Here is a 12,581-nt window from a genome sequence, read left to right on the forward strand (position 1 = left end):
CGGCTGTTCAATGCCACTGACAACCTGAACCGGCGCCCCCGGTTCAGGTTTGGCACGTCAGCGACGGCTACGCGGCAAAGTCGGTAGAGAGCGACAGGTCCCGCCACTGGGCCAGCTCTTGCTCTACCGCGCTGTTCTTGGCCTCGATGCGCGCGACGGCATCGCTGCCCAGCGCCAGGCGCAGTGGCGGGTTCGCTGCATTGACCAGGGCCAGCAGGGCTTCGGCCAGCTTCGCAGGGTTGCCGGGCTGGGCATGGTTGGCCGCCTCGGCGTGGTGGCGCATGACGCCGACGGTGGCTGCGTAGTCAGGCAGCTCCAAGGCTGTCTTCACCAGCGATTGGTCATCCAGGAAGTCGGTACGGAAGAAGCCCGGCTCGACCACGGTCACCTTGATCCCCAAGGGGGCCAGCTCCTGATGCATCGCTTCGCTGATGCCTTCGACCGCGAACTTGGTCGAACCGTACACCCCCCAGCCCGTGTAGGCCTGGTAGCCGCCGAGCGACGAGATGTTGATCACGTGGCCGCTGCGTTGGCGACGCATGTGGGGCAGTACGGCGCGGGTTACGTTGAGCAGCCCGAAAACGTTGGTGGCGAACAGCCGTTCGGTTTCGCTGGCGCTGGTTTCTTCTACCGCGCCGAGCACGCCATAACCGGCATTGTTGACCAGCACGTCGATTTGCCCGAAATGCTTGATGCCAGCAGCGACCGCCGCATGGGCGTCCTCTTCGCGGGTCACATCCAGGCGCACGGCCAGCAGGTTCGGGTGCCGGCCAAGGCGAGCCTCGATGGCTTCCGGGTTACGCGCCGTTGCGATGACGGCGTCACCCGCTGCCAGGGCCTGTTGGGCGATCAGGGTGCCGAAACCGCGGGAAGCGCCAGTAATGAGCCAGGTACGCATGTCAACTCCTCCTGTATCCGACCCTGCACCATGCGGGCCTTCTCGATGAGTTGAGCGAACTTTAAAATCTGCGGATTGCTGTGATAATCCCATGAATATTACATAGGCCTTTGAGTAGCTTTCAGTAATGAAGCCAACCAGCACCGCCGATCTGTCCCTGTTCCTGTGCATTGCCCGCCACCTGAACTTCAGCCGCGCGGCAGTCGAGCTGGGCCTTACGCCCTCGGCCCTGAGCCATGCGCTGCGGGCTCTGGAAACCCGTCTTGATGTTCGCCTGTTCAACCGCACCACGCGCAGTGTGGCGCTTACCGAGGCCGGGGAGCGTCTTTACCAGAGGCTGCAACCGGCCTTTCGGGACATCGCCGACGCGCTGGAGGACCTCAACAACTTCCGCGACAAACCGTCAGGCAACCTGCGTATCACTGCCGGGCGCGCCGCAGTAGAGCTCGCGCTACTGCCACTGGCCAATCGCTTTCTGCTGGCGTATCCGGATATACGCCTGGAAATCGTCAGTGACGATGCGCTGGTGGACATGGTGGGCACCGGCTTTGACGCTGGCGTGCGCCTGGGGGAGCGACTCCAGGCGGACATGGTTTCGCTGCCCATCGGCCCTTACCTTCGTTCGGTGGTGGTAGCGGCGCCCGCGTTTTTTGATCGATATCCTGTTCCACAGCACCCGCAAGACTTGAAGCAACTACCTTGCATCGGGCACCGCTTCCCTGGTGGCGCACTTTATCGATGGGAGTTCGAGCGCGGGGGTGTGCAACTGGAGGTCGATGTCCAGGGGCCCTTGGTATTGGGTGACGTCAGCCTGATGCTGGCGCCTGCCTTGCAAGGGCTCGGCCTGGCCTACGTGTTCGAAGACATGGCCAAGGAGCACCTGGAGCGTGGCCATTTGCAGCAGGTGCTGGAGGACTGGTGTCACTACTACCCGGGGCTGTATCTGTACTACCCGAGCCGCCGCCAGGTGCCTGCGGCGTTGAGGGCCTTCATCGAGTTCGTACGGGAGCAGCGCTAGCGTGAGCGTGGCTTTTGGAGGCAGGTAGGGAAGGGCTAAACTGGCGCCAGTTCCAGACGTTCGCTTTTCCGCCGCTGCCTGCATACCCCGGAGGTAACTCATGGCTTCTGCACCTGAAAGGCTCTTTTTCGAGGACTTGCAAGTAGGTGAGTCCTTCATGAGCGGCTCGTATGAAATGACCCAGGAGGGGATCATGAGTTTCGCCTCGGAGTTCGACCCCCAGCCATTCCATACGGACCCCGATGCTGCCCAAGAAACCTTTTTTGCTGGGCTGGCTGCTAGCGGCTGGCATACCTGCGCAGTCACGATGCGGTTGTTGGTAGAGAGTGTTCCAGTGGCTGGAGGGCTCATCGGCGCCGGCAGCGAAATCAGCTGGCCAAGGGCCGTGCGACCAGGTGACCTGTTGCGAGTGACCACAACCATAAGGGAGCTTGCCGCGTCGAAGTCCAAGCCTGACCGGGGCTTCGCTGTCCTTGAGAGCATCACGCTCAATCAGGACGATGCCGTATGCCAAACCACTGTTTCAAGGGTATTGGTGTTTCGCCGGGCAGATGTGTAAGGCCCCGAACTGTCCACATCATTCAATGCTCATGGGCATGCGAGTGAACGGTCAGGGCACCCGGCACCTTGGTCCGTTCGAGCCCGCCGTGGTCCAGCCACCGAAGCGTCTGCTCATAGGCCCGCTCCAGCAACGACTCGGTCTGGTCGAAGTTGAATACCGAGACATCGACCGGGCACAAGGGCGGAACGATATGCAGGCTGGTGAGCGTGCGGAAGTGTTCGATGTCACTCACAAGCTGGCGCATGCTCATCAGGTTGACAGTGTGCAAGGCCAAGGCGACAAGGCCGCGGGGCGGTTGAGTCAAGGCGCAGCTGAGCCCGGTGGGGATTACCACGACATTGCTGGCGCCCAGCGCTACGGCAGTCGAAATAGGCGTGTTGCTTGCCACACCGCCATCCACCAGGAACTGGCCGCCGATCTGCACGCAAGGGAACACCAGCGGTATCGCGGCGCTGGCCAGTAGCGCCTGCTCGAGCTCGCCATTGCGCAGCACTGTCTCGGCACCACTTAGCAGGTCGGTGGTGACGATATGCAGGGGCAGTTTCGCATCCTCGATGCGATGGATCGGCAGCGCCTTGCCAAGCAATCGGTGCAAGGCCGCTGGTTGCAGCAGGAAACCACGCCGTTTGAGCAGGCCTCGGCAGGTATCGAGCCAGGACAACGGAAAGATGTCGGTTCTGCTCAGGCCCCGCCAGAATTCGGCGAGTGTCTCGACACCCTGAGCGTTGGGCCTTGCTGCAAAGTAGGCACCGTTGATGGCGCCTACCGAGGCGCCAACCACCATGTCGAACTGGACTTCGGCTTCGACCAGGGCCCGCAGCATCCCCACCTGGACCGCACCCAGACTGCCGCCGCCAGCGAACACGATTGCGGTTTGCGTAGGCATGATTGCTGTCTCTGCGCAGACGTGTGTCGACTGAGTGTAGTTGGCCGGGTGCCGGCGGGGCTGGTTGCTGCCAGTGCCGCGCACATCTCATTTCTTGCCCGGCAATACCGAACCGAGAACTTGCCTGGCCGTCTGCACGATGACCCCAGCCTGGTCCGGGTCGCCCTTGAGCAGGCTGCTGGCGAACTTCTTCGCCTGTTCAAGCTTGATGTGCGGCGGCAAGGGAGGTACGTCCGGATCGGTCTTGAACTCGATCAACACCGGCCGGTCAGCCGCCAGGGCTCGCTCCCAGGCGCCGGCAATGTCTTCTTCGCGTTCCACATAGATGCCTTGCAAACCGATGGAGATGGCGAACAGGTGGTAGGGCACATCAGGAATCGCCTGTGAGGCCTCGAACTTGGGGTCGCCCTCCATTACCCGTTGTTCCCAGGTCACCTGGTTGAGGTCTTCGTTGTTGAACACCGCGCAGATCCACTGGGGGTTTTCCCACAGGCGCCAGTACTTGGCGACGGTGATCAGCTCGGCCAGGTTGTTCATCTGCATCGCCCCGTCACCCACCAATGCCACCACGCTGCGCTGCGGATGGGCGAACTTGGCGGCGATGGCATAGGGTACCGCCGCGCCCATGCTGGCCAGGCCACCGGACAACGAACACTGCATGCCCTGGCGTATCTGCAGGTCGCGGGCAAACCAGTTGGCGCAGGACCCGGAGTCGCTGGTGACGATGGCGTGGTCGGGCAGGCGAGGGGAGAGTTCGTGCACCACGCGCTGGGGGTTGATCGGGTCGGCCTTTACCAAGGCGCGTTTCTGCAGGGTCTTGTCCCAGTCTGCGCGCCAGCCTTCAACCTTGTCGCGCCAACGGCGCTCGGTCTTGTGTTCGAGCAATGGCAGCAGTGCCCGCAGCGTTTCGCTGGCGTCACCGACCAGGTTGACCTCCATGGGGTAGCGCAGGCTGAGCATGTCTGGCTGCAAATCGATCTGCACGCCACGGGCCTGGCCTTCCTCAGGCAGGAACTCGGCGTAGGGGAAGCCGGAACCTATCATCAGCAAGGTGTCGCATTCGCTCATCAACCGATAACTCGGTTCGGTACCTAGCAGCCCGATGGCGCCGGTGACCCAGGGCAGGTTGTCTGCCACTACGGCCTTGCCCAGCAGCGCCTTGGCCACGCCTGCACCAAGCGTTTCAGCTACCGCGATCACCTGTTCGGTGGCTTGCAGTGCACCGGCTCCGACCAGGATCGCCACTTTTCGTCCAGCGTTGAGTACCTCGGCGGCACGTTGCAGGTCCTGCTCGAAAGGCACCACCCTGGGCCTGCTGTAGCCGATGCCGGAATGCACCGTGCCATGGGCTTTCGGTGGTTCGTGGTAGGGCAGGTCCTGCAGGTCGTTGGGCAGGATGATGGCGGTGACCCGGCGTTCGCCGACGGCGGTACGTACGGCGCGATCGAGCAAGTGGCGCACCTGTTCCGGGGTCGAAGCCTGCTGGACGAAGGCACCTGCGACGTCCTTGAACATCGACAGCAGGTCCAGCTCCTGCTGGTAATGCCCGCCAAGCGCTGCTCGCGCCTGCTGACCGACGATGGCCAGCACCGGCTGGTGATCCATGCGCGCGTCATACAGGCCGGTAAGCAGATGTGAAGCGCCGGGGCCGGAGGTGGCAATGCACACGCCCAATTCGCCGGTGAACTTGGCATGGGCGCTGGCCATGAAGGCTGCCATTTCCTCGTGGCGTGTCTGGATGAACTGGATCTTGCCCTCGGCCCGGCTCAACGCCCCAAATACCCCATTGATGCCGTCGCCGGGGTAACCGAAGATGCGCCGCACCCCCCATTGATACATGCGCTCCACCAGAAAGTCGCCTACCGTGCTGGTCATTGCCTTCTCCCGTCCTGTGACCGATAGGGGTCTGGACTTGGCGCGGATCGGGAAAGTTTCAAGCGTGTGCGCACTGGTCTACCGACTGGAACCTTGCATGAGCCATCGGGTTCGCAAGTGAACGGACAACAGGATCAGGATGCTCGACATGAATGCGACAGACACTGCGGGTGCCACCGTGCAGACCTTGTATTTCAAGGACGACGGTGCAACGCCGAACAGCCGTTTCCCGGTATTGCTGTACCGCTTGCAACTCAACCCGTCGCAAGACTGCGCCAGTGCCTTCGAGGCGCTGTTCACCGCACACCAGTGGGTGCCGCTGTGGCGCGGTGGGATCTTCGATTACCATCACTTTCACCCCAATGCTCATGAAGTTCTGGGCATCGCATGCGGCCGGGCGCGGGTGACGCTGGGCGGCGAAGCGGGGCAGACCATAAGCGTGAAGTGCGGCGACGTACTGGTACTGCCGGCAGGAACTGGCCATCGCTGCGTCGAGAGCAGCGATGATTTTCTGGTGGTCGGCGCCTATCCCAAGGGGCAGGAAAACTACGATATCCAGCGCCCAGAAAGCGCAGCGCACCAGCAGACGCTGGCGCGAATCGCCTCCGTGCCCGGCCCCGCACAAGACCCGGTCAACGGCACGCGTGGTGCCCTGATGGCGGCCTGGCGCTGAGTGCCTGAGCCGGTCGTCGCCCCTGCTGAACGGCTGCACTCAAGCCAGGATCAATCGAGCTGAGTCGCCCGATTTCATTCAGCCAGCAGGAGTTACAGCGATGGCCCAGTACCTGTACCTGATCAGCTACATCCTCGACAACCAACCCGGCACCTGCGAATTGCGCAGCGACCAGGAAGACCTTAGCCGCGAAGCAGCGCGCGATTACCTCCAAGGCCTGCACCGCAACGAAGCGTCATCTTTCACTGACGTGCAGGTGCAACGTCTGGAGCACGACCATGAGCCAGGCACGTCGCCGGGGCATTATCAGCAACCGTGAAGAGGTGAGGGCTGGCAGATGAAAAGAAGAGGTGAAACCTATAGAAAGTGGTGCGACCCGATCCTGCACCATCAAACCCATGAGGAAACGCTCGGCACCGGCACTTGCCTGGAAGTGCAGACGCGCTTGTCACGCACAGGCGCCACGCAGTTGTTCATTGGCGTCTATCGCACTGACGGTTCGGTGCTGTGCGAACGGATCTATGACCAACGCGCGGGGGAAACCATGAGGCGTGCGTTGCTGTGGGGTGTGGGGTATGCCCGGCGCGTCGCGGGTGAGGGCGAGGCGTTGCGTGGCGAACCAGCCGGTAGCTGATGATTTATCTGGGTTGCGCTGGCTGGAGCCTGTCGAGCCGTTACGCCGAGGCATTTGCGCAGCCCGGCAGCCACCTGCAACGCTACGCCACCCGCTTCAATGCGGTGGAAATCAACAGTTCCTTCTACCGGCCCCATCGCCCGGAAACCTATGCCCGTTGGGCTGCGTCCGTACCAGAGCATTTCCGCTTTGCGGTGAAGGTGCCCAAGGTCATCAGCCATTAGCAGCGGCTCTGCGGGTGCGAGGACGCGCTGGACAGGTTTCTTGCTCAATGCGGGCAGTTGGGCGACCGCCTGGGTTGCCTGCTGGTACAACTGCCGCCATCGCTTGGCCATGCCCCCCAGCATGCGCGACGTTTCTTCGAAAGCTTGCGGCAACGGTATGACGGGCCGGTAGCGCTGGAGCCCAGGCACGCCAGCTGGCAATCGGCTCAGCCGATGCTGGTCGATTTGCGCATCGCCCAGGTTGCCGCGAGCCCGTCGCGCTTCGTTACCGATGCGCAACCGGGAGGTTGGCCGGGGCTGGTCTACTGGCGCCTGCATGGCGAACCGAGGATCTACCACAGCGAGTATCCCGACGAATATCTGCAGCGTCTGGCTGAACACTTGCGGTACAGCCTTGCCGCCGGAGTGCCCACCTGGTGCATTTTCGACAACACCGCCTCCGGTGCTGCGATAGCCAATGCACTGGCTCTGGAGCGGCATTTGCGCTGAGGAAGTGATGGAAGCATGGCGATGGAAAAGAGCGATGACCAACCAGTCAAAATTAATGAATCTTTTTACACGTTGCTCGCTCCATTAGTCTGAATTGGTGAAGGAGAGTGCAATGGCTGGACAGCAGTTGTATGTGATCGAGTACGAGCTTCATGGGGAATTTCGCACCTTCATCATCCGGCTCGAGCGTATGGACAACGCCGAAGCCTGGCACTGGGCAAGTTGCGATGCCGGCGTGGGTATCATTCCACGGTTCGGCCAGCACAAGATCAAGAAGGTCAGCCGGCCGATGGCTGAGCGCTACGGCATCAACAATGTGCGCTGGCGGGTATCGGGCGACGGGCCGGAATTCGTCGCACCGACCATTGATGTAAAGAAGTTCTCCAATAGCGGTACCGGCAATACCTGAAGCTTGTTGTGCGCAAGCCTGCCTGAAATCTTCAGGCAGGCTTGCGCTCATGGGTTCGCTTCCCAAGTTTCGAGGCATCACCACTCTCACTTTCAGGAGCCAGTACGTGCCGCAAATCATCACTCCAGGCACCCCTGAACACGAGATCAGCGAGCGGAACGCCCGCATGTTCGGCTCGCCAAAGGAACGCCTGGATTTCTACCGCCGTGAAATCCAGTACGAGACCAGCATCCTTGCCAACCGCACTGACGCCTATCTAGCTGCCCAGTCGTTTCTGGTGATCGCCTTCGTGTCGTCAATGAGTAACCTCAACCAGAGCTGGGGCGAGATGTTCACGCTGGTGGTTCCCCCGTTTCTCGCATTGCTGGGCGTATTGAGTTCACTCAATGCCTGGCCGGGTATTCGCGCGGCCTACAAGATCATCGAGCATTGGCAAGTGAAACAGAGCCACCTGCTGCGCAGCGAGCCATTGATGGGGCTGGCGTATGACGAATCGCCATTGTTCAGTGAGGCTGAAATTTCAGAGGCCGGGCACCGTAAGTCGTTGTTGTTTTCGCTGCGTACGCCTTGGATATTCCTGGTCTTCTGGATGGTTCTCGGTATCTACGCGGTCTTCATCCAGCTGGCGTGAGCAGCACAGCTGCACCCCCTTACAAGGCGGTGCTGCGATCGTTGTCGACGCTGATTACCGCCACATGCAAAGCCTCTGCTCCGGTACCAGCAACCAAGATTGATTGCGCTATTTTCTTTGGTCCTCTGGACAAATGTCATAGATCACAAACGCTGAACTCCTGCCACCTCACCTGCGTCCCTCGAATGAATGCCCCAATAAAAGCGGCACTCACCCAACAATCAGCTTCGAGGGCGAAACGATGGACAAGACCAATCAAAGTTCGACATCTCCACCCGGTAGCACCCAGGAGCATGCCTTTATCGACGACGCCGGTGCGCTGCTTGGCGAGGCCAGGCACAAAGGCAGCGAGCAGTTCGAACATTACCGCGATAACGCAGCCGATCAGCTTGATTCGCTCGAGGAAGGTGCGCGTTCGGCGGCAGCTGCACTGCAAGGCAAGGACAGTCTCGGGCTGTCGCAGTACCTGAACCAGGCAGCAGAGTGCGTGGGTGAGTTCGCCGAACAGGTACGCCATGAAAGTGCCGAAAGCCTGCTGCAGCGTGGTGCTCAGTTGGCCAGGAGCAACCCGGCGCTATTCCTGGCCGGTAGCGTCGCCATCGGGTTTGCCGTATCGCGTTTCATGCGAGCCAGCACCAGCCATGAGTCCACCACCCCTGCGTCGTCCGGTGATTGGCAACAGTCCCACCCCGCGCAGCCAGTGCCTGATCGTGGTAGCGACGTATCCACCCGTGAACCTTTCACCCCAGTCGACCCAGTCGGCCCTGGTGCAGGCACGCCGGTCAGTGGCAGCCCGTTCGAACGCGATCCTCTCAAAGGAGGTGAATGATGAACAAAGAACCCTTGCATACCACCCCGAGCTTGCACACGGCGGAAGACGACGCCGTCGGTGTTGGCGGTTTGTTGCGCCAGCTGATGCGGGAAGTACCGGACCTGTTCACCAAGGAGCTGGCGCTGGCCAAGGCAGAGCTGCAGCAGAACCTCGCCACCCTCAAGGCCGGCACGGCTGCGGTGGCAGCGGGTGCGATCGTGATGCTGGCGGGCTTCGTCATCCTGTTGCTGGCGGCAGTCTACGCCTTGGCGACGGTGCTCGAACCCTGGCTGGCAGCCCTGATCGTGGGCGCGGTCACCTTGGTAATCGGGTTCATCATGTTGCAGTCGGGCAAGAAACGGTTCGAACCCACGCACCTGGCCCCTGACCGTACCTTGCATGCCATGCAGCAGGACAAGGACACGCTGAAGAGGAAACTGCCATGACCACTTCCTTCGAACATGAAGCGCACAAAGACCCTGACTTGCTCGAGCAGGAAATCAACGCCAAGCGCGAGCACATCAGCGATCTGGTGGACGCCCTCGAACAGCGCCTGAGCCCGGGCCAGATGGTCGACCGGGTCCTGGCCTATGCCAAGGGCAATGGCGGCGAGTTCTTCGAGAACCTTGCCACCACCCTCAAGAACAACCCCGTACCCGCAACCCTGACGGTATTGGGCCTGGCCTGGCTGGGCCTGAACCAGAACCGCCCCTTCAACCCCGGGCCTGCGCACCATGGGCCTGGGTTGGGCGAAAAGCTCGGCGACGCGGTGGACACGGTGAAGGGCGCTTTCGCGCAGGCGGGGGAGGCAGTGCACGACGCTAGCCAGAAGGTGCGCATGAAAGCCCATGACATGCGCGATCGGGCCAGCGAAGTTGGCAGCGGCGCTCGCGACTCCGTGGGGGCTTCTGCGGATACCCTGCGCCATTCGGCACATAAAGCCGCAGATCAGGCCACGGCTCTGAAGGGCCAGTTCGATCATCTGCTTCAGGAGCAACCGCTGGTATTGGCCGCTTTGGGGATAGCGCTGGGTGCGGCATTGGGGGCGGCGCTACCCAGTACCCGCAAGGAAGACCAGCTGATGGGCGCCAGCAGCGATCGCTTGACCGACACGCTCAAGGCCAAGGGCCGCGAGGTGAAGGCGTCGGTCGAAGAGTCGCTCGATCAGGCGGGTGGTAAAGCGTCGACACAGGCGGAGCGCAAGCCTGGAGACTCCGACCTTTCCTCAGGGTTGGGCTTCAATTCCTGATCCCGCTGGATGTGCGTCGCCGGCCCCTCTGCCTGCGCAGAGGGCTGGCGGCTCATCACGAATGTTGTAGGCCCAGGCTGGGAATGGCTGCGCAATGTCGCTACGCTTTGGCCCACGCGCCAGGTCAAGAATTCGCCACAGTGAAGAAAACAGTTCGGTTTGATGATCTTCAGGTCTTCGTCACAACAGCCTTTGCCGGCAGCTTCTCGGCAGCGGCCAGGTTGTTGGATATTTCACCGGCCTTGGCCAGCGGGGCTGTCCAGCGACTGGAAAGCAGCCTGGGTGCCAGGTTGTTCGTGCGCTCCACGAGGCGTTTGCGGCTCTCGGATGATGGCGAGCGATATCTGCCCCATGCCCGTCAGGCCTTGGACGCACTGGACGCCGGTGAGGTGGCGCTGACCGAAGGGAGAGATGAGATCGCGGGTACACTTCGCCTGTCCATCCCTTCGGATATTGGCAGGAATCTGCTGCTGCCCTGGCTCGACGATTTCCAGCGGTTGAACCCCAAGGTGACGCTGCAACTGCGGGTCAGCGATCAGGTGGCCGACCTTGTCGGCCAGCAACTGGATGCGAGTATCAGGTATGGGCAACTGGCAGACTCCAGCCTAGTTTCACTGATGCTCGCCCCAGGGAATCGCAGAACGGTCTGCGCCTCACCTCGTTACTTGGCACGACATGGGGCGCCAGACGCTCTGGAAGACCTGGGCAGGCATAATTGCCTGCGCTATGTGATGGGCGAGCAGACTTACGAGCGATGGAGCTTCCATTTGCCCGATGGAATCAAGACCGTCCAGGTTACAGGCGACCGCTTGAGCGATGACGCCGATGTCGTTCGGCGCTGGGGTGTTGAAGGATTGGGGATCGTTTACAAATCCAGGCTGGACGTTCTGGCGGACATACGCGCTGGGCGGCTGGTCGAGTTGTTTCCTTGGGATTACGGCCAACCTGCGCCGTTGCAACTGGTGTGCGCTCATCGAACCTCGCTCACACCTGCTGTGCAGGTGCTCAGAGCGTTTCTGGCGGAGCGATTCGAGCAGCTCATCGCTGCTGATGGATAAGCTGACGGGGCTCATGGCCCCGCCTTGGTTACCTTGACTGGATGAATGCTCAGAAGCCTTCCAGGACAATCTTGCCTTTTGCCTTGCCGCTTTCGATCAGGGCATGGGCGCGTTTGAGGTTGCTGGCATTGATGCTGCCGAAGTGCTCGCCAACGGTGGTCTTGATGACCCCTTCGTCGACCAGCGCCGAGACTTTCTCCAGCAGATGGTGCTGCTTGATCATGTCCTCGGTCTGGTACAGCGAGCGGGTGAACATCAGCTCCCAGTGCACCGACAGCGATTTGCGCTTGAACGGCACGACATCAAGATGCTCAGGGTCATCGATCAGCGCGAGCTTGCCCTGTGGGCGCAGGACTTCGACGATCTGCGCGAGGTACGCATCGGTGTGAGTCAGGCTGATCACGTAATCCACTGGGTTGAGCTGGAGTTGCTCCAGTTGCAGGGCAAAGGATGCCGAATGGTCGATGACGTGATGTGCTCCGAGTTCGCTGACCCAGGCCTGGGTTTCAGGCCGTGACGCGGTACCGATCACCTTGAGCTGGGTACGCTTGCGTGCAAGCTGTACCAGGATCGAACCAACCCCGCCGCCGGCACCGATGATCAGCAGGCTCTTGCCAGCGCCGCCATTTTCCTCAACACCCAGGCGGTCGAACAGCAGCTCCCAGGCGGTGATGGACGTCAGCGGCAAGGCTGCGGCACTGGCATTGTCCAGAGTACGAGGCTTGTGCCCGACGATGCGTTCGTCGACCAGGTGAAATTCGCTGTAAGTGCCCGGGCGGTCGATCGCGCCGGCGTAGAACACTTCATCGCCAGGCTGGAACAACGACACCTCGGCGCCGACCTCGCGAACGACGCCCACGGCATCCCATCCCAACACCTGGGGATGGGCGCCGCTGCGGCTGGCTCTGACCTTGGTATCGACCGGGTTTACTGCGATAGCTTTGACTTCCACCAACAGGTCCCTGGCGCCGGGCGTGGGTTTGGGCAGTTCGTGCTCGTACAACGATCGGGAATCCTGGATCGGGAGGCCGGGGGTGTCGTAGACGATTGCTTTCATTGGGATGTGACCTTTCAGGTAAACAGTGGTAACAGGCTAATCGTGTCGGCCCCCCTGAAAAACCGGGCTATTGCCGGAACACTTTCCGCGTTTCGCTGAAAATCGGC

The 12,581-nt window shown here is 61.4% G+C and carries 15 protein-coding genes and 1 pseudogene; 12 read left to right on the forward strand and 4 right to left on the reverse strand.

The genetic code is table 11. From position 1 onward, the window contains the following. Nucleotides 1–67 precede the first annotated feature (67 nt). The gene (locus tag KDB76_RS14065; protein WP_024087110.1) at nucleotides 68–898 is read right to left on the reverse strand and encodes an oxidoreductase; all 831 of its coding nucleotides are present in this window, start codon (nucleotides 896–898) and stop codon (nucleotides 68–70) included. A gap of 127 nt (nucleotides 899–1,025) precedes the next feature. Between KDB76_RS14065 and KDB76_RS14070 the strand changes: the two genes are divergently transcribed. Both KDB76_RS14070 and KDB76_RS14075 read left to right on the forward strand, forming a co-directional pair. Continuing rightward, the gene (locus KDB76_RS14070; RefSeq protein ID WP_013972578.1) at nucleotides 1,026–1,916 is read left to right on the forward strand and encodes a LysR family transcriptional regulator; all 891 of its coding nucleotides are present in this window, start codon (nucleotides 1,026–1,028) and stop codon (nucleotides 1,914–1,916) included. A 100-nt stretch (nucleotides 1,917–2,016) separates the two neighbouring features. Beyond that, nucleotides 2,017–2,475: a MaoC family dehydratase gene (locus KDB76_RS14075; RefSeq protein ID WP_023663529.1), complete on the forward strand. Its 459-nt coding sequence runs from the start codon at nucleotides 2,017–2,019 to the stop codon at nucleotides 2,473–2,475. Between the two features lie 22 nt (nucleotides 2,476–2,497). Here the strand turns inward: KDB76_RS14075 and KDB76_RS14080 are convergent, their stop codons facing one another. Together KDB76_RS14080 and KDB76_RS14085 are read right to left on the reverse strand one after the other, a co-directional pair. Then, nucleotides 2,498–3,364 (reverse strand): patatin-like phospholipase family protein, encoded by an 867-nt coding sequence (locus KDB76_RS14080; RefSeq protein WP_013972580.1) that lies wholly within the window; start codon nucleotides 3,362–3,364, stop codon nucleotides 2,498–2,500. 87 nt (nucleotides 3,365–3,451) lie between these two features. Next, nucleotides 3,452–5,239: a thiamine pyrophosphate-requiring protein gene (locus KDB76_RS14085; protein ID WP_038409631.1), complete on the reverse strand. Its 1,788-nt coding sequence runs from the start codon at nucleotides 5,237–5,239 to the stop codon at nucleotides 3,452–3,454. A 139-nt stretch (nucleotides 5,240–5,378) separates the two neighbouring features. On the opposite strand from KDB76_RS14085, the gene KDB76_RS14090 reads away from it, so the two are divergent. From KDB76_RS14090 to KDB76_RS14135, 10 genes and pseudogenes are all read left to right on the forward strand, one after another. Further along, complete coding sequence (locus tag KDB76_RS14090) at nucleotides 5,379–5,912, forward strand: cupin domain-containing protein (RefSeq protein WP_013972582.1); 534 nt, start codon at nucleotides 5,379–5,381, stop codon at nucleotides 5,910–5,912. A gap of 100 nt (nucleotides 5,913–6,012) precedes the next feature. Next, complete coding sequence (locus tag KDB76_RS14095) at nucleotides 6,013–6,231, forward strand: hypothetical protein (protein ID WP_013972583.1); 219 nt, start codon at nucleotides 6,013–6,015, stop codon at nucleotides 6,229–6,231. A gap of 18 nt (nucleotides 6,232–6,249) precedes the next feature. Continuing rightward, nucleotides 6,250–6,546 carry a hypothetical protein gene (locus KDB76_RS14100; protein WP_013972584.1) on the forward strand — a complete coding sequence of 99 codons (297 nt, stop codon included), beginning with the start codon at nucleotides 6,250–6,252 and terminating at the stop codon, nucleotides 6,544–6,546. Beyond that, a pseudogene (locus KDB76_RS14105) lies at nucleotides 6,546–7,259 on the forward strand (DUF72 domain-containing protein). Before KDB76_RS14100 ends, KDB76_RS14105 begins: the two are co-directional and overlap by 1 nt. 112 nt (nucleotides 7,260–7,371) lie before the next feature. Next, on the forward strand, nucleotides 7,372–7,668 hold the full coding sequence (locus KDB76_RS14110; RefSeq protein ID WP_024087113.1) for a DUF6555 family protein: 297 nt from the start codon (nucleotides 7,372–7,374) through the stop codon (nucleotides 7,666–7,668). A gap of 106 nt (nucleotides 7,669–7,774) precedes the next feature. Continuing rightward, nucleotides 7,775–8,299, forward strand: coding sequence for a hypothetical protein (locus KDB76_RS14115; RefSeq protein WP_013972586.1), 525 nt, complete (start codon nucleotides 7,775–7,777; stop codon nucleotides 8,297–8,299). Nucleotides 8,300–8,540: 241 nt separating this feature from the next. Next, the gene (locus KDB76_RS14120; RefSeq protein ID WP_013972587.1) at nucleotides 8,541–9,128 is read left to right on the forward strand and encodes a hypothetical protein; all 588 of its coding nucleotides are present in this window, start codon (nucleotides 8,541–8,543) and stop codon (nucleotides 9,126–9,128) included. Then, on the forward strand, nucleotides 9,128–9,556 hold the full coding sequence (locus tag KDB76_RS14125; RefSeq protein ID WP_024087114.1) for a phage holin family protein: 429 nt from the start codon (nucleotides 9,128–9,130) through the stop codon (nucleotides 9,554–9,556). Before KDB76_RS14120 ends, KDB76_RS14125 begins: the two co-directional genes overlap by 1 nt. Further along, nucleotides 9,553–10,359 carry a DUF3618 domain-containing protein gene (locus KDB76_RS14130; protein ID WP_038409632.1) on the forward strand — a complete coding sequence of 269 codons (807 nt, stop codon included), beginning with the start codon at nucleotides 9,553–9,555 and terminating at the stop codon, nucleotides 10,357–10,359. The genes KDB76_RS14125 and KDB76_RS14130 overlap by 4 nt, the downstream gene beginning before the upstream one ends. 83 nt (nucleotides 10,360–10,442) lie before the next feature. Then, nucleotides 10,443–11,417: a LysR family transcriptional regulator gene (locus KDB76_RS14135; RefSeq protein WP_013972590.1), complete on the forward strand. Its 975-nt coding sequence runs from the start codon at nucleotides 10,443–10,445 to the stop codon at nucleotides 11,415–11,417. A 49-nt stretch (nucleotides 11,418–11,466) separates the two neighbouring features. Here KDB76_RS14135 and KDB76_RS14140 read toward each other — a convergent pair whose 3' ends face one another. Continuing rightward, nucleotides 11,467–12,474 carry a zinc-binding alcohol dehydrogenase family protein gene (locus KDB76_RS14140; protein ID WP_013972591.1) on the reverse strand — a complete coding sequence of 336 codons (1,008 nt, stop codon included), beginning with the start codon at nucleotides 12,472–12,474 and terminating at the stop codon, nucleotides 11,467–11,469. Nucleotides 12,475–12,581: the final 107 nt, after the last annotated feature.

The organism is Pseudomonas sp. JS425, assembly GCF_018223845.1.
GTDB classification, from domain to species: Bacteria; Pseudomonadota; Gammaproteobacteria; order Pseudomonadales; family Pseudomonadaceae; genus Aquipseudomonas; species Aquipseudomonas asiatica.